At 67.5% G+C, this 17,586-nt stretch carries 11 protein-coding genes and 1 pseudogene; 1 reads left to right on the top strand and 11 read right to left on the bottom strand.

Annotated elements, in window-relative coordinates; translation table 11 throughout:
- Nucleotides 1-31 precede the first annotated feature (31 nt).
- Genes RVF83_RS12290 through RVF83_RS12270 form a run of 5 tightly spaced genes read right to left on the bottom strand, consistent with a single transcriptional unit; the run spans nucleotide 32 to nucleotide 6,338 of the window.
- The gene (locus RVF83_RS12290; protein ID WP_005201196.1) at nucleotides 32-946 is read right to left on the bottom strand and encodes an HpcH/HpaI aldolase/citrate lyase family protein; all 915 of its coding nucleotides are present in this window, start codon (nucleotides 944-946) and stop codon (nucleotides 32-34) included.
- Nucleotides 947-951: 5 nt separating this feature from the next.
- Nucleotides 952-1,452: a MaoC family dehydratase gene (locus RVF83_RS12285; RefSeq protein WP_005201194.1), complete on the bottom strand. Its 501-nt coding sequence runs from the start codon at nucleotides 1,450-1,452 to the stop codon at nucleotides 952-954.
- Nucleotides 1,449-2,594, bottom strand: coding sequence for an acyl-CoA dehydrogenase family protein (locus tag RVF83_RS12280; RefSeq protein ID WP_005201192.1), 1,146 nt, complete (start codon nucleotides 2,592-2,594; stop codon nucleotides 1,449-1,451). The genes RVF83_RS12285 and RVF83_RS12280 overlap by 4 nt, the downstream gene beginning before the upstream one ends.
- Nucleotides 2,595-2,643: 49 nt before the next feature.
- Nucleotides 2,644-4,701: an acetyl/propionyl/methylcrotonyl-CoA carboxylase subunit alpha gene (locus RVF83_RS12275; protein ID WP_005201190.1), complete on the bottom strand. Its 2,058-nt coding sequence runs from the start codon at nucleotides 4,699-4,701 to the stop codon at nucleotides 2,644-2,646.
- 59 nt (nucleotides 4,702-4,760) lie between these two features.
- Complete coding sequence (locus tag RVF83_RS12270) at nucleotides 4,761-6,338, bottom strand: carboxyl transferase domain-containing protein (RefSeq protein ID WP_005201189.1); 1,578 nt, start codon at nucleotides 6,336-6,338, stop codon at nucleotides 4,761-4,763.
- A gap of 213 nt (nucleotides 6,339-6,551) precedes the next feature.
- Here RVF83_RS12270 and RVF83_RS12265 point away from each other — a divergent pair, with 213 nt between their 5' ends.
- Nucleotides 6,552-10,130 carry an indolepyruvate ferredoxin oxidoreductase family protein gene (locus RVF83_RS12265; protein WP_005201187.1) on the top strand — a complete coding sequence of 1,193 codons (3,579 nt, stop codon included), beginning with the start codon at nucleotides 6,552-6,554 and terminating at the stop codon, nucleotides 10,128-10,130.
- A gap of 66 nt (nucleotides 10,131-10,196) precedes the next feature.
- On the opposite strand, the gene RVF83_RS12260 is transcribed toward RVF83_RS12265, so the two are convergent.
- The 6 genes and pseudogenes from RVF83_RS12260 to RVF83_RS12235 form a co-directional block, all read right to left on the bottom strand.
- Nucleotides 10,197-11,015, bottom strand: coding sequence for an SAM-dependent methyltransferase (locus RVF83_RS12260; RefSeq protein WP_051989354.1), 819 nt, complete (start codon nucleotides 11,013-11,015; stop codon nucleotides 10,197-10,199).
- Nucleotides 10,996-11,688 carry a DUF5336 domain-containing protein gene (locus tag RVF83_RS12255; protein ID WP_005201183.1) on the bottom strand — a complete coding sequence of 231 codons (693 nt, stop codon included), beginning with the start codon at nucleotides 11,686-11,688 and terminating at the stop codon, nucleotides 10,996-10,998. The genes RVF83_RS12260 and RVF83_RS12255 overlap by 20 nt, the downstream gene beginning before the upstream one ends.
- Nucleotides 11,689-11,945: 257 nt before the next feature.
- Nucleotides 11,946-13,184, bottom strand: coding sequence for an HNH endonuclease (locus RVF83_RS12250; RefSeq protein WP_005201181.1), 1,239 nt, complete (start codon nucleotides 13,182-13,184; stop codon nucleotides 11,946-11,948).
- Between the two features lie 301 nt (nucleotides 13,185-13,485).
- The gene (locus tag RVF83_RS12245; RefSeq protein WP_005201180.1) at nucleotides 13,486-14,721 is read right to left on the bottom strand and encodes an acyl-CoA dehydrogenase family protein; all 1,236 of its coding nucleotides are present in this window, start codon (nucleotides 14,719-14,721) and stop codon (nucleotides 13,486-13,488) included.
- Nucleotides 14,718-16,379: a class I adenylate-forming enzyme family protein gene (locus RVF83_RS12240; protein WP_005201179.1), complete on the bottom strand. Its 1,662-nt coding sequence runs from the start codon at nucleotides 16,377-16,379 to the stop codon at nucleotides 14,718-14,720. Before RVF83_RS12240 ends, RVF83_RS12245 begins: the two co-directional genes overlap by 4 nt.
- Nucleotides 16,380-16,418: 39 nt before the next feature.
- Nucleotides 16,419-17,400, bottom strand: a pseudogene (locus tag RVF83_RS12235) (cyclase family protein).
- Nucleotides 17,401-17,586 lie beyond the last annotated feature (186 nt).

Here is a 17,586-nt window from a genome sequence, read left to right as displayed (position 1 = left end):
AGCGGTTCGGCGCAGCGGGATCAGGCGTGGATCAGGCGTCGGCGTCGGCGGGGCGTTCGGCCACGCGGGACAGCACGACCTCCGCCTGCCGGAGCACCGGGCCGTCGATCATCTGACCGTCGAGGCTGAAGACCCCGCCACCGTGTTCGGCGGAACCGTCGATGACCTTGCGCGCCCACGCAATCGACTCCTCGGACGGCTGGTAGCCGGCGCGGATGTGCTCGACCTGCGACGGGTGGATGCACGCGGTCGCGGTGTAACCGAGGGCCACCGCGTCGCGAACCTCGGCGACAAGACCGTCGACGTCGTCGATGTCGAGATGCACCGAGTCCACGGCGAACTTGCCGTGCGCCGCGGCCGCGATGCGGACCATCGACCGGACCCAGGCGGCGACGTCGCGGTACTCGCCTGCGCGCGGCTCCCCGGGCCCGAACCGGCTCGACGTCCCGCCGAGTCCGGCGACCAGGTCCTCGGCGCCCCACATGAGGCCGATGCAGTTCGACGTGGCGGCGATGTCGTTGGCGCGGGTGGCACCAAGCGGCGTCTCGATCAGCGCGATCGTCTGGAACGCGGTGTCGAGGATCGACGCCACATCCTCCGACTTGGCCTGCATGACGACGCGGTAGTTCGTCTCCGAGACCGCGGCGAGGTCGCGGCGGTAGTCGCCGGTACCGGCCGGGTTGATCCGCACGATGGTGCGGTCCGGGTCGATCGGGTTGGCGATCAACGCTTCCCGCGCGGCGGCACGATTCTCCGGCGAGACCGCGTCCTCGAGGTCGAGGATCACGACGTCGGCACGGTCGAGTGCCTTCTGGTAGCGCTCGGGCCGGTCCGCCGGGCAGAACAGCAGTGCGGGCCCGGCCGGCAGCCAGGCGTTGGACAGCTGGGAATCGCCCAGGCTCGATCCGCTCACGAGCGAATTGTCGGCGGGTCCGTCGAAGAACATCGTCGTCACTCCGTAGGTTTCTTGCGCACCAACGTGGCCCGCGCGGCTCGCGCGACGACCTCGCCGTGCTGATTGCGTCCGATGTGGGTCAAGTTCACCACGCCCTCCCCCGGCCTCGACCGGGATTCGCGTTTACCGGTGCACAGTGTCTCGGCGTAGAGGGTGTCGCCGGCGAACAACGGCGCGGGGAACGCAACCTCGGAAAAACCGAGGTTGGCCACCAGTGTGCCCTGTGTCAGCTGACTGACCGAGAGACCCACGATCGTCGACAGCGTGAACATGGAGTTGATCAGTCGCTGTCCACCGAAACCGGGCTGCTGCGCCGACCACGCGGCGTCGAGGTGCAGCGCCTGGGTGTTCATCGTGAGCGTCGTGAACAGCACGTTGTCGGCCTCGGTCACGGTGCGTCCGGGACGGTGCTCGTAGAGGGTTTCCTCGGTGAACTCCTCGAACCACAGGCCGCGCTGGACGACCCGGTGCACGGGTGCCTGTTCGTTCTCGCTCATGCGAAACCCAGCTCACGGGCGATGAGCATGAGCTGCACCTCGGTGGTGCCCTCACCGATCTCGAGGATCTTCGAGTCGCGGTAGTGACGGGCGACGGGGTACTCGTTCATGAAGCCGTAGCCGCCGTGGATCTGCGTGGCGACACGCGCGTTGTCCATGGCCGCCTCGCTGGCCACCAGCTTGGCGATCGACGCCTCCTTCTTGAAGGGCTTGCCCGCCAGCATCTTCGCGGCCGCGTCGTAGTAGGCGGTGCGGGCGACGTGGGCCCGGGCCTCCATCCGCGCGATGGCGAAGGACACCGACTGGTACTCCCCGATCGGCTTGCCGAACGACTGACGCTCCTTGGCGTATTTGACGCTTTCGTCGACGCAACCCTGCGCGGCACCGGTTGCGAGCGCCGCGATCGCGATGCGGCCCTCGTCGAGGATCGACAGGAAGTTGGCGTAGCCGCGGCCGCGCTCGCCGAGCAGATTCTCCTTCGGCACGCGCACATCGGTGAACGTGAGCGGGTGGGTGTCCGAGGCATTCCAACCGACCTTGTTGTAGGCCGGTTCGGCGGTGAACCCGGGCGTCCCCGACGGCACGATGATCGTCGAGATCTCCTTCTTGCCGTTCTCCTTGACCCCGGTGACCGCGGTGACGGTGACCAGCGAGGTGATATCGGTGCCCGAGTTGGTGATGAACTGCTTGCCGCCGTTGATGATCCACGAGTCGCCGTCGTCGCGAGCGGTGGTCGCGGTGGCACCTGCGTCGGAGCCGGCCCCCGGCTCGGTCAGGCCGAAACCGGCAAGCGCGGTGCCGGCGGTGAGGTCGGGCAGGTACTGCTGCTTCTGCTCCTCGGTGCCGAACCGGTAGATCGGCATCGCACCCAGGCTCACGCCGGCCTCGAGGGTGATGGCGACCGACTGGTCGATCTTGCCGAGTTCCTCGAGCGCGAGGGCCAGCGCGAAGTAGTCGCCGCCCATGCCGCCGTACTCCTCGGGGAACGGCAGCCCGAAGAGTCCCATCTTGCCCATCTGGGCGATGACCTCGTACGGGAAGGTGTGGTCGGCATCGTGTTTCGCGGCCACCGGTGCCACCACGGTCTGCGCGAAGTCGCGCACCGTCTCGATGAGGTCGGTGTACTCCTGCGTGAGTTCCATGAGAGTCCTGTTCACTCTTGTCGTTCGGTTCGGTTGAGTTCTTCGCACCTCAGGGAGCGGGAACGGGCTCCCGGCTCTCCGCGGGGGTGACCACGGCGAGGATCTGTCCGGCATCCACTTTGTCACCCACCTTCACCGTGATGTCGACGGTTCCGTCGACGGGTGCGGTCAGCGCGTGTTCCATCTTCATCGCCTCGACGACCACGACGGCCGCGCCGCTGCTCACCGCATCGCCGGACGCTGCTCCGACGGCGACCACGGTGCCGGGCATCGGGCTGGCGATCTCGCCGGCACGATCGTCGGCGGCCTCGTCGAGCAGCGGACGGGCGAGGTCGAGGACCCAGGCGCCGGACGGTCCGGACACCCACCAGGATTCGCCGATCAGCGTCGACGACCAGGACTGGCTGATCCCGTCGACGATGAGACGGTCGGATTCGCGGCCGTCGCCCGATTGTGCGGGGAGGTAGACCACCTCGGCTGTCCAGGACTCACCCTCGGCTCCGTCGTCACCCTCGGTGACCACGGTCGCAGATCCCGAGATCGACTGCGCATCAGCGTGTTCGACGCGGATCGCCACAGTGGAGTGGTGTCCGCCGCTCACGAGCCTGGTGATCACCGGGGCCGGTTCCCCGACGCGCCAGCCGACCGCCGACGACCAGACGTCACCGCGGTCCCGGACCCCGATTCGGGCGAGGCCGACGAGGGCCTGCGCCTCCGGGGAGGGTTGCGGCACCACGTAATCGGCGACCAGGCGGTCGAGCAGTTCGGTGTCGAGTTCGGCGTCGACGACGGCCTGCTGACGGAGTACGAAGCGGCAGAAGTCGATGTTCGTGACGACCCCGAGTACGCGGGTGTGTGCCAGCGCCTGGTCGAGGCGTTCGAGGGCCTCCTCGCGGTCGCTGCCGTGCGCGATGATCTTGGCGAGCATCGGGTCGTAGTCGCTTCCGACGCGCAGTCCCTCGAGCATGGCGGAGTCGACGCGGATGCCGCTGCCCGACGCCGTGTCCGGGTGGACGAGGTGCTCGATGGTGCCGCCCGTGGGGAGGAAGCCGCGGGCGGGATCCTCGGCGTACACGCGGGCCTCGACGGCGTGGCCGGTGAGCGTGATGTCGTCCTGGGCGAAGCCGAGGACCTCGCCGCGGGCGACGCGGATCTGCTGCTCCACCAGGTCGATTCCGGTGACGAGTTCGGTGACCGGGTGCTCGACCTGCAGTCGCGTGTTCATCTCCATGAAGAAGAACTCGTCCGGCTTGTGGGCCGAGACGATGAACTCGACGGTGCCGGCACCGGTGTAGCCGACGCTGCGGGCGGCGTCGCAGGCCGCCTCGCCGATCCGGGCACGGGTGACGGCGTCGAGCAGCGCCGACGGCGCCTCCTCGATGACCTTCTGGTGGCGGCGCTGCAGCGAGCACTCGCGTTCGCCGAGATGGATGACGTTGCCGTGTGTGTCGGCGAGAACCTGCACTTCGATGTGGCGCGGGGTGTCGACGAAGTGCTCGAGGAACAGGGCGTCGTCGCCGAATGCGGCGCCCGCCTCTCGTCGTGCACGTTGGAGTGCCGCGGGCAGTTCGGCCGGGTCGGCGACGCGGTGCATACCCTTGCCGCCGCCACCCGCGCTCGGCTTGATGAGGACCGGGAAGCCGATGTCGGGGGCGGCCGCGATCAGGTCCTCGTCGGTGAGACCGGGACGCGAGAGGCCCGGCACCACCGGCACGTCGCGCGCGGTGACCGCGGCGCGGGCGGTGATCTTGTCGCCCATCGTCGCGATGGCCTCGGCCGGCGGACCGATGAAGACGATGCCCGCCTCCGCCAGTGCGGCGGCGAACTTCTGGTTCTCCGAGAGGAATCCGTAACCGGGGTGGACGGCGTCGGCGCCGGCCTTGCGGGCCGCGTCGACGACGGCGTCGATGTCGAGGTAGCTCTGGGCGGCCGCTGCCGGTCCGATCCGGACCGCGACGTCGGCCTCGCGGACGTGACGGGCCTGCGCGTCGGCGTCGGAGTAGACGGCGATGCTGCGGATTCCCAGGCGGCGCAGGGTGTCGATCACCCGGCAGGCGATCTCGCCGCGGTTCGCCACCAGGACGCTGCGAATGGGTCTGGTGCTCACGGTCTGAAGGTCCTCTGTCGTCGTGGGTGAACTCGGGGATGGCATGTCGGTCTCCGCTCTCACATCCGGAAGACGCCGTAGCGCGGGTCGGCCAGCGGGGCGTACCGCGCCGTCTCGAGCGCGAGGCCGAGCAGCGTGCGGGTCTGGGCGGGGTCGACGATGCCGTCGTCCCAGAGGCGCGCGGTCGAGTAGTAGGCGTCGGACTGCCGCTCGAACTGTTCGCGGATGGGTGCCTTGAACGCCTCTTCGTCCTCCGCCGCCCAGGTGTCCCCGGATCGCTCGATCTGGTTGCGGCGCACCGTGCCCAGTGTGTCGGCGGCCTGCGGGCCACCCATCACGGAAATGCGAGCGTTGGGCCACATCCACAGGAACCGCGGCGAGTAGGCCCGGCCGCACATCGAGTAGTTGCCGGCGCCGAACGAGCCGCCGACCATGACGGTGAACTTCGGGACACGCGCACACGCGACCGCATTGACCATCTTGGCGCCGTTCTTGGCGATGCCGCCCTGCTCGTAGGCCTTGCCGACCATGAACCCGGTGATGTTCTGCAGGAAGACCAACGGGATTCGGCGCTGATCGCAGAGCTCGATGAAATGCGCACCCTTGAGGGCGGATTCGCTGAAGAGGACGCCGTTGTTGGCGATGATGCCGACCGGGTGGCCGTGGATGTGCGCGAACGCGGTCACCAGGGTCGTGCCGTAGTTGGCCTTGAACTCGGTGTATTCACCGGCGTCGCACATGATCTCGATGACCTCGCGCACGTCGTACGGGGTCCTGGAGTCGGTGGGCACCACGTCGTAGATGTCGGTCTGCGGACGGAGCGGCTCCCGCGACGGGATGGCCTCCCACTGCGGCGCCTCCCGCGGGCCGAGCGTGGCGACGATCTCACGGACCTTCGCCAAGGCCTGCTGATCGTTGTCGACGAGGTGGTCGGTGACGCCGGAGACCGACGAGTGCATCGCGCCGCCGCCGAGGTCCTCGGCCGAGACGTCCTCGCCGGTCGCGGCTTTCACCAGCGGCGGTCCGGCCAGGAAGATGGTGCCCTGGTTGCGGACGATGACCGTCTCGTCGCTCATCGCCGGGACGTAGGCGCCGCCGGCGGTCGAGGAACCGAGGACGGCAGCGATCTGCGGGATGCCCGCGGCGCTCATGTTCGCCTGGTTGTAGAAGATGCGGCCGAAGTGGTCGCGGTCCGGGAAGACCTCGTCCTGCTGAAGCAGCATCGCGCCGCCGGAGTCGACGAGGTAGATACACGGCAACCGGTTGGCGGCCGCGATCTCCTGCGCGCGCAGGTGCTTCTTCACCGTGACCGGATAGTAGGTGCCGCCGGAGACCGTGGCGTCGTTGGCGACGATCATGCATTCCCGGCCGGCCACGCGGCCGACACCGGCGATGACGCCCGCGGCCGGCGCCTTGTCGTCGTACATCCCGAACGCGGCGAGCGGCGCCACCTCGATGAACGGTGAGCCGACATCGAGGAGGCCGTCGACGCGATCACGCGGCAGCAGCTTGCCGCGCGATACGTGGCGCTCACGCGCCTTGGCCCCGCCGCCGGCGGCCACGGTCGTCAGGCGCTGGTGGAGCAGGTCGAGATTCTGCTGGTGCGTGGCCCGGAAGCCGTCGAGCGTGCTGGTCACCGTCGACCCTTCAGTTAGTTGGGATTAACTGAACGGAATGGTACGCCATCGAGTGGCGCGTGTCACGCCCACGACTCGCGACCAGTCTGCGTGACGCGCGTCACGCCATCTCGTAGGGTGGTGGCAGGCCCACCACCCCCGGGCTCTCACAACCGATGCGTCGATCCGGCACGACCGGAGAAGGCCACCGCACATAGAAGGCCAGGTAATCCCATGACCCTCGCAGACGACCGCGCACGCTTCCAGCAGGTGCCGACCGCACAAACCGGCTTGTCAGCAACACGCTCGTCCGAGCCCCTTCCTGACGACTTCTCGCTCGACGATCGCTACGCCCGCGAGTCGGGCACCATCTACCTCTCCGGCATCCAGGCCCTGGTTCGCATGGTCCGCGACCGCGCTCGCGTCGACCGCCGCCAGAACCTGAACACCGCCTCGTTCATCTCCGGCTACGAGGGCTCTCCCCTCGCCGGTTACGACCTCGAACTCGCCCGGCGTCGCAAGCTGCTCGCGCCCTACGACATCACCCACCGGCCCGGCCTGAACGAGGAGATCGCCGCGACCTCGGTGATGGGCTCGCAGGTGGCCGCACAGGTTGCCGACCTTGCTCCCACCACCGACGGCACGCCCCGCGACGGCGTCGTCGGCTACTGGTACGGCAAGGCCCCCGGCCTCGACCGCGCCACCGACGCGATCCGGCACGCCAACCTCGTCGGGACGCATCCGTCCGGTGGCGCCGTCGCACTGGTCGGCGACGACCCCGGCGCCAAGTCCTCGACGGTGCCGTGCGCGTCGGAGATGGCCCTGGCCGACCTCTACATCCCGATTCTCTACCCCGCGGACTCGCAGGACATCCTCGACTTCGGCGTGCACGCGGCGATCATGAGCCGCGTCAGCGGACTGTGGACGTCGCTGAAGATCTCGGCCCATGTCGCCGACGGCGCGTCGACCGCACACGTCCATCCCGACCGCGTCATCCCCACCTACGGCGACCTCGGACGCAGTCCGCACGTCCCGAGCGGTCGACTCCTGGGCGCCAATCTGATGGAGCTCGAACAGAATCAGCTCACCACGCGCATCCCCCGCGCGCTGGAGTACGCGCGGCTCAACGGGATCAACAAGATCGTGGTGTCGACCCCCGACGACCGGATCGGCATCGTCGCCGCGGGGAAGACCTACCTCGATCTACGAGAGGCATTGCGCTTGCTGCACATCGGCGACGACGACCTGCGTCGTCTCGGCATCCGCATCCTCAAGCTCGGGATGGTCTACCCGATCGAGCGGGACATCCTCGACCGCTTCATGTTCGGCACCGCGCGCGGTGATCTCGACGAGGTCATCGTCATCGAGGAGAAGCGCGATTTCATCGAGACGATGATGCGCGACATCCTCTTCCGCCATCCGCGTGCACCGCGGATCGTCGGCAAGGTCCACGAGGACGGATCGACCCTGTTCTCCCGCTTCGGCGAACTCGACGTCGACGCCGTCACCCGCGGTCTCGCGGATCGTCTGGCACGCCATCACGTCGATGCGGCGCAGGCGTGGGTCGACAAGAAGTCGCGGCGTCGTACCCGCATCGAACTCCCCCTCGCCGTGCGCACGCCGTACTTCTGCTCCGGATGCCCGCACAACAGCTCGACCAAGGTCTCCGAAGACACCCTCGTCGGCGCCGGAATCGGTTGCCACGCGATGGTTCTCCTGATGGACCCGCGCCAGGTCGGCGACGTCGCCGGGGTGACGCAGATGGGCGGCGAGGGTGCGCAGTGGATCGGCATGGCTCCGTTCGTCTCCGCCCGGCACTTCGTGCAGAACATCGGTGACGGCACATTCATGCACTCGGGCTCGCTGGCCCTCCGAGCAGCCGTCGCGTCCGGCGAGAACATCACCTACAAGCTGCTCTACAACGGCACCGTCGCCATGACCGGCGGCCAGGACCCGGTCGGTGAGATGGACCTGCCGCGGCTGACCTCCCTCCTCGCCGACGAGGGCGTCAGCAAGATCGTCGTGACCTCCGACGACCCGAAACGTACGCGCGCACTGGGCCTTCCCAAGAATGTGGAGGTCCGCCACCGCGACGAGCTGCTCGAGGTCCAGACCGAACTCGCCGGCGTACCCGGGGTGACCGTCCTCGTCCACGATCAGCACTGCGCCGCGGAGAAGCGCCGGAAGCGCAAGCGCGGCACCATGCCCACCCCCACCACGCGGGTGATGATCAACGAACGCATCTGTGAGGGCTGCGGCGACTGCGGCGAGAAGTCGAACTGTCTGTCCGTGCACCCCGTGCAGACCGAGTTCGGGCGCAAGACCCAGATCGACCAGAGTTCGTGCAACCTCGACTACTCGTGCCTGAAAGGCGACTGCCCGTCGTTCGTCACCGTGACCCCGGGAACGACGCGGACGAGGGCCCGCGCCACCGACCTCCCGGACGCACTGCTTCCGGAACCAACGCTGCCCGCCGTGCGGGACACGTTCTCGCTTCGGGTCACCGGCATCGGCGGCACCGGTGTCGTGACCGTGTCGCAGGTGCTGGCCACCGCGGCGGTCCTCGACGGCCATGCCGCCCGCACCGTCGACATGACGGGCCTGGCACAGAAGGGCGGTGCCGTCGTCAGCGACATCAAGGTCGCGCCGCACGAGGTCGAGCAGGCCGCCAAGGTCGCCTCCGACGACTGCGATCTCTATCTCGTCTGCGACCCGCTGGTCGGCACCGATCCGGTCAACCTGAAGGTCGCGGCACCGGAGAAGACCGTCGCCGTGGTGTCCACGACGCAGGTTCCCACCGGGCTCATGGTCATCGACACCTCGGTGGGCTTCCCGGCGGAGACCGCGATCCACTCCGCGATCGACGCGAAGGTGACCCGCGGCCTCTACCTGGATTCCGGGGCGCTGTCGACCGCACTCTTCGGTGACGAGCAGTTCGCCAACATGCTCATGGTGGGTGCGGCGTATCAGGCAGGCGCACTGGCCATCTCGGCCTCGTCGATCGAGCGCGCGATCGAACTGAACGGCGTCGCGGTGGACGCCAACGTGCAGGCCTTCCGGCGCGGACGTCAGGCGGTGGTCGACGCCGATGCCGTGTCCGCGACCATCGCCTCGCTGCACGGCGTCGCGACCATGGAACCGGAGTCGTCCGACCATGCGATGAGCGTGGTCCGTGCGAGCGGTTTCGGCGACGAGCTCACGCGGACCGTGGCACTCCGCTACGACGAGTTGATCGCCTACGCCGACGAGCGTTACGCGCGTGAGTATCTCGACGTCGTCGAACGGGTGCACCGCGGCGCGGACAACGATGCGTTGACCGATGCGGTCGCGCGCAACCTGTACAAGCTGATGGCCTACAAGGACGAGTACGAGGTCGCTCGCCTGACGCAGGATGCCGTTTTCGCGGCGAAGGTCGCCGATCAGTTCGGTGAAGACGCAGAGGTCTCGATCCGGCTGCATCCGCCGACGCTGCGCCAGATGGGCATACGGGAGAAGATGTCCCTCGGTCCCTGGGCGAACCGTCCGATGAGTGCGCTCGCGAAGATGAAGAAGCTTCGCGGAACACCTCTCGACCCGTTCGGCCGCAACGAGATCCGTCGTACCGAACGTGCGCTGATCGTCGAGTACCGGGAGATCGTCGACCAACTGCTGGCCGCCGTGCAGGGCGGACGCGTCGGCGACGCCGAGATGCCGGCCGTGGTGGAACTCGCCGGCCTCCCCGACATGGTGCGCGGCTACGAGAGCGTGAAGATGCGCAACGTCGAGAAGTACCGGGCGGAGGTCAGCCGGCTGCGGGGCGCCCTCGGAATCTGACACCCCGACCCGACAGCCACCCGTCGCTGAACACCTCCCCTGGAATCGGCTCACCGGGAGCGGGTTTCAGCGACACCGACGGAAGCGCGCGACGACCGTCTGACCGTCGTCGCCGGCCACGGCGTCGAGGTCGAAGGCGCGCACCTGCTCGTCGCGAGCCGCCACTGCGTCGAACTGCCCGACGTTCATCTCGATGAGCAGGACCCCGTCACCGGACAGCCATGTCTGGGCGCCGGTGATCAGTGCGTCGACGTGGTCGAGCCCGTCCGCTCCCCCGGTGAGGGCACGTCGGGGTTCGTGGTCGCGGGCTTCCGGAGCCAGCAGGCCGAAGGCGTGATCGGGAACGTACGGCGGGACGGCTGCGATCACATCCACGCGACCGCGGAGTGACTCGGGAACGGCGTCGAAACCGATGCCGTGATGGATCTGCGCGTCGACGGGCAGGTTCCGCCGGGCGTGGACGAGCGCATCGGCGGCGATGTCGGCAGCGTGCACCTGCACACCATCGACGGTTGCGGCGACTGCGGAGGCGATCGGCGCCACTCCGCAGAACGCCTCGAGGACAACGGCTCCGGGCCGCCCCGTCGCGGCGTCGACGGCTTCCTGCGCCAGCAGCAGGGATCGCTGCCGCGGCACGAACACACCGAACCCGACGCTGAGCCGGAGGTTCCCGAACTGGACCCACCCCAGCAGATGTTCGAGTGGTTCACCCGCGATCCGGCGTGCGCACCGGTCGGCGAGTCCGTCTGGACCGGCGGCGTGCCGGCGTAGCAGCTCGGCCTCGTCCTCGGCGAACACGCAGCCCGCACGACGAAGAGCATCCGCCAGCGGGTCTCCGAGAAGTCCGGCCGGCTGCACGTGTGCGTCAGGAGATTGCGGCGTCATCCTTCTTGAGACCGTACAAGAACGATGCGGTCATCAGGAGCGTCACCTGCACGAATCCGAAGATCAGCCCGAGAATGGCGCCGGCCCCGAGTTCGACGGACGGCGGCATGATCAACGCCGAGGCGAACAGTGCCAGCCACCCGGCGAGCGCGATCACGGCGAGGAAGGGCAGGGCCTTTCGATATCGGGGAACCAGCATGAACGTCGTCGCGACCCCGACGACGCCGAGCAGGACGAAGAACTTGCCGGGGTTCAGCACGATGTCGTCGGAGAAGAACCCGGGGATACTGTCCCGCCCTTCCATGAAATCGCGTTCCCACGAATCGAGCCCCTGCTGCGCCCCGGGCAACGCGGTGATCCAGCTGACGAAGCCCATGCAGCAGGTGACGATCCCGGCGACCGCCGCACCGAGGGCAAAGATCACCGACCGATCGGGCCGCGGCCCCATTCGCTGAGGACCCATGCCGGACGCGGGACCCCAACCACCTGTCGAGTGCTGGTACGCCGGTGGATTTTCACCCCACTGCTGGCCGGGAACCCCTCCGGTGGGCCGTCCGCCCTGGAACTGCCCGGTCTCACCGTGGTTGCCGGGGAATCCGCCGGTCTGCGGCTGCCCGGGTGGGGCCGGTGACCGCTGAACGCCCTGCTGCTGGTTGGGATCGCCTGAATTCACGGTGCACTCCTCGTCCTCCACCCCCGAACGATCGCGCCTCGTCGTCGCGACCTGCGGGCCAGGGTAAGCCGACCAGAACCCCGATGCACCTGCGGCGACGAGATTCATTCGACCGGTCGTCGCACGGAACCAGACCCCGCTCGTGCCGATGGCCACGGATCGGATATTCGGTGTTCACACTGTGGACTTGTCAAGGGACGGATGCGGTCCCGGCTAGTGGCCGGGGCGCGGAAGGTGCTGCGCGAAAGTCTGCTGTGTCAGGCGGCGTCGTCGAGTCGCATGGTGCGGCGGTTGTAGGCGGGTAGCGGGCGGCGTCGGGGGTCGATGTCGGCCGGTGGGATCAGCCACGGGTGTCGGTCGAAGCCCATCATGATGTCCCAGCCGTTGTGGTGAACCTGGGTGTGGCAGCGTTGGCAGAGCAGGCAGCCGTTGTCGAGGTCGGTGTCGCCGTCGTCGGACCAGTGCTCGATGTGGTGCACCTGCGTGTGCGATGGTGGCGCGCCGCATTTGATGCAACTCTGGTCGCGGATGATGATCGCTTTGCGTAGGTGCGGTGGGAAGAGTCGTCGTTCGCGACCCATCTGTAGCGGCACGGTCTCGCCGTCGATGACGATCTCGGTCAGGGTTCCGTCGCAGGACAGTTGTCGGGCGATGGCGTGGGTGGTCGGGCCGGTCCAGGGCAGAAATGCGGGGTCACCACCGTCGGCGGGGATGGTCAGCAATATCTGGGCGCGTGGTGTGCCGATGGTGTCCATCGCAACGCCGACTGCGGCTTGATCCAACAGCACCTCCAGTGCGTCGGCACGGATCTGGGCTGTTGAGCGTCGGTCTGGGGAGCCGTCGGGTTCGGGGCACGGCACCGAGCGTTCGTCGATCATGGCGATGAACTTCTCGCCGACGGCCTGGGTGACGTTGGCGTTGATCTCCACGCGGCTGTCATCGGTCACCCGGTGCGACAACGTATCCAGTGACCGGTCGTCGCACGCGGGGATACCGTTCTCGTCGTCGGCGATGGTGTTGCCGATCGTCTGCGCGTGCTTTTGTATCTCGGCGGGTGTGGCACCTGACAGGGCTTGGGCGAGGAGTCCGCTCTCGTAGGTGCCACGGTCGTTGCCGGAAAGCGCGGCGGGTGAACGCTTCTCGATGATTGTCATGCCACGGACAATGGCGTCGGCGACTTCTCCCGAGAGGTTTCCGTCGGCCGCGCAACTCTCGAGCTTACTCAAGGTGCCGATGCTATCGGCGATACGAATCGCCCGAGTGGCGACCACCGGCGGGAATCCCATCTCGATCAGCAGCTTCTTGGTGGTCGACCCTGCCTTCTCCGCGACACGCAGATCATCGAGATCGCTTGCACAAGTATAGATTCGGTGATCAGCCAGATTGCGGACCTTTCTCCAGAGCTCCAGTTCGGAAATTGTCGTGCGACCAGTGGGATCGTCTGTGGGTGGAGTGATTCCCGCGAGCTGGTCGAGGAGGGATTCGAGCGGTGCCATGACTCCATGGTAATCGAACATACGTTCGAGTCCCGTAGGTATTCCACAGCAGTTTTAGGTGATTTGTCAGTGGCGGCAGGATATTTCGCGACCCTGAGAACTGGAGGTTTGCAGCACACCTCCCCCGTCACCCCGCTAACCAAGGAGCGAGCGCCACGAAGGGCTGGCGACATCTGCTCACCAGGCCTTCGTGGCTCGTCGCTTGCGCTCCTCGCACCTCAGGCAGCAGGGTGAAGGAAACCCGCTACGCGGGAACGCACCTCAGGCAGCAAGGGTGAGGGAAGCCGCTACGCCGCAACCATCACCGACGCAGCTCCGACTTGGCGATCGTGCGGAGATGCACCTCGTCGGGACCGTCGAAGATCCGCATCGCGCGGTGCCAGCCGTACATGGCGGCCAGCGGCACGTCGTCGCTGACGCCGGCGCCGCCGTGGACCTGGATCGCCCGGTCGATGACCTCGAGCGCCACGCGCGGTACCGACACCTTGGCGGCCGAGACATACGGCGCAGCGGCCTTGTTGCCGAGCTCGTCGATCGTCTTCGACGCCAGCTGGCACAGCAGGCGGGCCTGGTCGATCGCGATACGGGACTCGGCGATCTGCTGCTGGACGACGCCCTGCTCGGCTAGCGGCTTGCCGAAGGCGACGCGCCCCTTCGACCGCTGGACCAGGTGGTGCAGGGCGCGTTCGGCGGCGCCGAGCGCGCGCATGCAGTGGTGGATGCGGCCGGGGCCGAGCCGCGCCTGCGCCATGGCGAACCCGCCGCCTTCCTCACCGAGCAGGTTCTCGACGGGCACCCGGACGTTCTCGTAGACGATCTCGACGTGGCCGTGCTGGTCGTGACGACCGAACACCGGCACGTCGCGGACCACGGTGACTCCCGGGGTGTCGATCGGGACGAGCACCATCGACTGCTGCCGATGGGTCGCCGCCCCGGGATCGGTCTTGCCCATGACGATGAGCACCTTGCAGCGCGGATCGGCTGCGCCGCTCGTCCACCACTTCCGGCCGTTGATGACGTAGGAGTCGCCGTCGCGTTCGATGCTGGTCTCGATGTTCGTCGCATCCGAACTGGCGACATCCTTCTCGGTCATCGAGAACGCCGACCGGATTCGGCCGTCGAGCAACGGGTCCAGCCAGGTCTGTTTCTGCTCGTCGGTGCCGAACAGGTGCAGCAGCTCCATGTTCCCGGTGTCGGGCGCCGCACCGTTGAGGGCCTCGGGCGCCAGATGCAGGCTCCAACCGGTGATCTCGGCCAGACCGGCGTAGTCGAGCTGGCTGATCCCGGATTCCGACGGCAGGAACAGATTCCACAGGCCGCGTGCGCGGGCCCGCTTCTTCAGCTCCTCGACGACGGGCGGCACGTCGTGATCGTCGGGACCGGCGAAGCCGCGCTCCTCTTCGTAGCGCTGCTCCGCCGGGAAGACGTCGGAGTGCATGAACGCGATGAGCTCCTCGCGCAACTCCGACGCCTTCGCCGACGGTCGAAGATCGAGCGTCTCGTCCGGGATGCGGACGGTCAGATCCGGCTGGGTCACTGTGCCACCGTCCGCAGTTCACGACGCAACAGCTTGCCCGTGGCGGTCTTCGGGATGTCACCCATCACGACGACCTCACGCGGGTACTTGTAGGCAGCCATCCGCGTCTTGCAGTGGTCGATCAACTCTTCCGGCGTCGCCTCGGTTCCCGGCCGCAGGCTCACGAACGCCTTCACGGTCTCGCCGCGGTAGGCGTCGGGCACGCCGACGACCGCTGCTTCCCGCACCGAAGGATGCTCGTACAGAACGTCTTCGACCTCGCGTGGCCACACCTTGAAACCGCTGGTGTTGATCTGGTCCTTCTTCCGGTCGACGATGTAGAACCATCCGTCGGCGTCCATGTAACCGACGTCGCCGGTGTGCAGCACGCCGTTCGGGATGCCCTTCGCGGTCGCCTCCGGCTTGTTCCAGTAGCCGGCGACCACCTGTGGGCCGGCCGTGACCAGCTCGCCGACCTCGCCCGCGGGCAGGTCGTTGCCCTGCTCGTCGACGATCCGGACGACTGTGTCGTACACCGGGATTCCCACCGAGGTGGCCCCGGTCTCCTCGTCGGCCGGGGCCGTCACGCCGAACGGCACCGCATGCGACGGGGAAGTGGTCTCGGTCAGGCCGTACACGTTGTGGATGTAGTGACCGAACCGTTTCTGGAACTCGGCGATCGTGCTCGGGGGGATCGGCGCGCCGCCGGAGTAGATCTTCGACAGACTCGCCAGCGACGCCGGGTCGATGTCCGGCACGTTCATCAGGGCGATGAACACCGTGATCGATCCGACCGTGAACGTCGCCTTCTCGCGCGCGATCGTCGCGATGGTGTCGGCCGGGTCCATCCGGTACATCAGCACGAGCGGCGCCCCGGTGAGTTCGGCCAGCGCGATGTGCGCGATGAGACCGGTGATGTGGAACAGCGGTGCCACGCCGAGGATCAGGTCGTCGCTGTCGACACCGACCCAGTCGCGGTAGGTCTGCGCGTTGAACACGACGTTGCGATGGGTGGTCATCGCACCCTTGGGCGGCCCGGTGGTTCCCGACGTGTAGGTCAGGAAGGCGACGCTGTCCCCGGTGAGATCAGCCTTCGGCGGACGCCGGCCGCGGTACTTCGCGAGCATCGTCGCCAGGTCGACGGTGTCCGGGCAGTCGATCTTCTCGACGCCCGCCAGTGTTCCGCTGTTCGCGGTCTGGTACTCCAGCTCCGAGGTGGTGATCACGGTCCGCACCGCGGTCTTGTTGTCGCGCAACGCCTCCTGCGCGACGTCCCGGTACAGCGACTGCATCGCGACCAGTACCGTGGCGCCGGAATCGACCAGGATCTCGGCGAGTTCGCGGCTGCGGTACATCGGGTTGGCCGACACGGCGATGCCGCCGGCCTTCCAGATACCCAGCTGGGCGATGACGAACTGCGGGATGTTCTGGGCGTAGACCACCGCGCGATCGCCCGGGGTGAAGCCCAGGTCCAGGATGCCGACCGCGAACGCGTCGGTCAGCTCGTCGAGCTCACGGGCGGTGACCGATCCGTCGAAGTAACGGATCAGGTCGGCATCCGGGGTGCGCGCAGCGGTGGCCGCGAACATGTCCAGCGCGGTGTCGAATTCGATGCTCCGCGGCGCGAGATCCTGCTCGCGGTAGTGGCTGCGCCACACCTTGTCGTCGTAGACACTCATGCCTGACGCTCCTCTTTCGGCGAATGACTCGTGGGCGAGTCAGCGGATGACGACGGGGTTCACCGGCGCACCGGTGCCGCTGACGACCTTGAGCGGGGCCGCGACGTACAGGAAGCTCCAGCGGTTGTCGGCGGCACACGCCTCGGCCAGCTCCTCGAGCCAGACGATCTCGGTGAACACGACACCCCAGGTTGCGCATGAGCGCGTTGTGGAGCGGAAGCGCCACACCGGATTCCGGGTCGGTGGTGACCTCATTGGCGATGGTGTCGGTGACCAGGTTCGGGATCTCCTTGTCCTGGAACCACTGCACGAGTTCACGCGAGTAGGTCAGGCCGGGCTCGCAGAAGCCGTCGTAGAACTCTTCCGGGTTGTTCAGCTCGTACCAGTAGGTCAGCCAGCCGGTGCGGATGATCAGGATGTCGTGCGGTTCGATGGTGACACCCTGTGCGGCGGCCGCGGCTTCGAGATCGTTGTGGTCGAAGGTCTCACCCTTCTCCAGGTACTTCTTGCCGCGGTAACGGGCCATGTCGATCAGCACGCCGCGGCCGACGACACCCTTCTCGGCGATCGGCAGGACCGACGCCTTGTCCAGTGCGTCGACGGTGCTGCGGGCGTCGTAGCCGTTGTAGAGCTTGCCGTCGTACCAGACGTGGCCGAGGGCGTCGTACTGCGTGGAGCCCTGCAGGAAGATGTTCGCGGTGTCGTCGGCATAGTGCAGGCCACCGGGGAACTGCGGTGCGCCGTCACCGTCCCACGACGACTCGTCGAGGATGTTCTTCCGGTTGATGCCCTCGCGACCCGGCCACAGCGGATCGCCGGGACTCTCCGTACGCCCCATCTCGATCTGGAGGGTGAAGGTCTCCCCCGACTTGATGTGGCCGACACCGCGCAGAACCTCACTCGCGTCCAGGTAGTTCAGGGCACCCACCTCGTCGTCGGGCCCCCACTTGCCCCAGTTCGACGGGGTGTCGGCGCCCAACAGGTCACCCATGGACGGCGCAGCGGTCTCGATCTCGGTCATCTCGTCTCCTTTGATTCGATCCAGAGCGGAACCGACGGTTCCGGGTCGCACGTGGAACGGTGCGAACTGAACATTGCGACTGAACTTTGCGATCGCTCGCTCGGTAGGTTCATTGTGACGAGCATCGCACTCGCTCGCAGCAACGTCAAGAGGTGAAATCGGTGATGTCTCAGGGTTTGTCAGCAA

It is taken from the genome of Gordonia rubripertincta, from assembly GCF_038024875.1.
GTDB lineage: Bacteria > Actinomycetota > Actinomycetes > Mycobacteriales > Mycobacteriaceae > Gordonia > Gordonia rubripertincta.
This window is presented reverse-complemented; position numbering and strand designations above follow the sequence as displayed.

Coding starts and splice junctions, on each gene's coding strand:
- RVF83_RS12290 (WP_005201196.1), bottom strand. CDS start 946: ATGTTCTTCGACGGACCCGCCGACAATTCGCTCGTGAGCGGATCGAGC.
- RVF83_RS12285 (WP_005201194.1), bottom strand. CDS start 1,452: ATGAGCGAGAACGAACAGGCACCCGTGCACCGGGTCGTCCAGCGCGGC.
- RVF83_RS12280 (WP_005201192.1), bottom strand. CDS start 2,594: ATGGAACTCACGCAGGAGTACACCGACCTCATCGAGACGGTGCGCGAC.
- RVF83_RS12265 (WP_005201187.1), top strand. CDS start 6,552: ATGACCCTCGCAGACGACCGCGCACGCTTCCAGCAGGTGCCGACCGCA.
- RVF83_RS12260 (WP_051989354.1), bottom strand. CDS start 11,015: ATGACGCCGCAATCTCCTGACGCACACGTGCAGCCGGCCGGACTTCTC.
- RVF83_RS12250 (WP_005201181.1), bottom strand. CDS start 13,184: ATGGCACCGCTCGAATCCCTCCTCGACCAGCTCGCGGGAATCACTCCA.
- RVF83_RS12240 (WP_005201179.1), bottom strand. CDS start 16,379: ATGAGTGTCTACGACGACAAGGTGTGGCGCAGCCACTACCGCGAGCAG.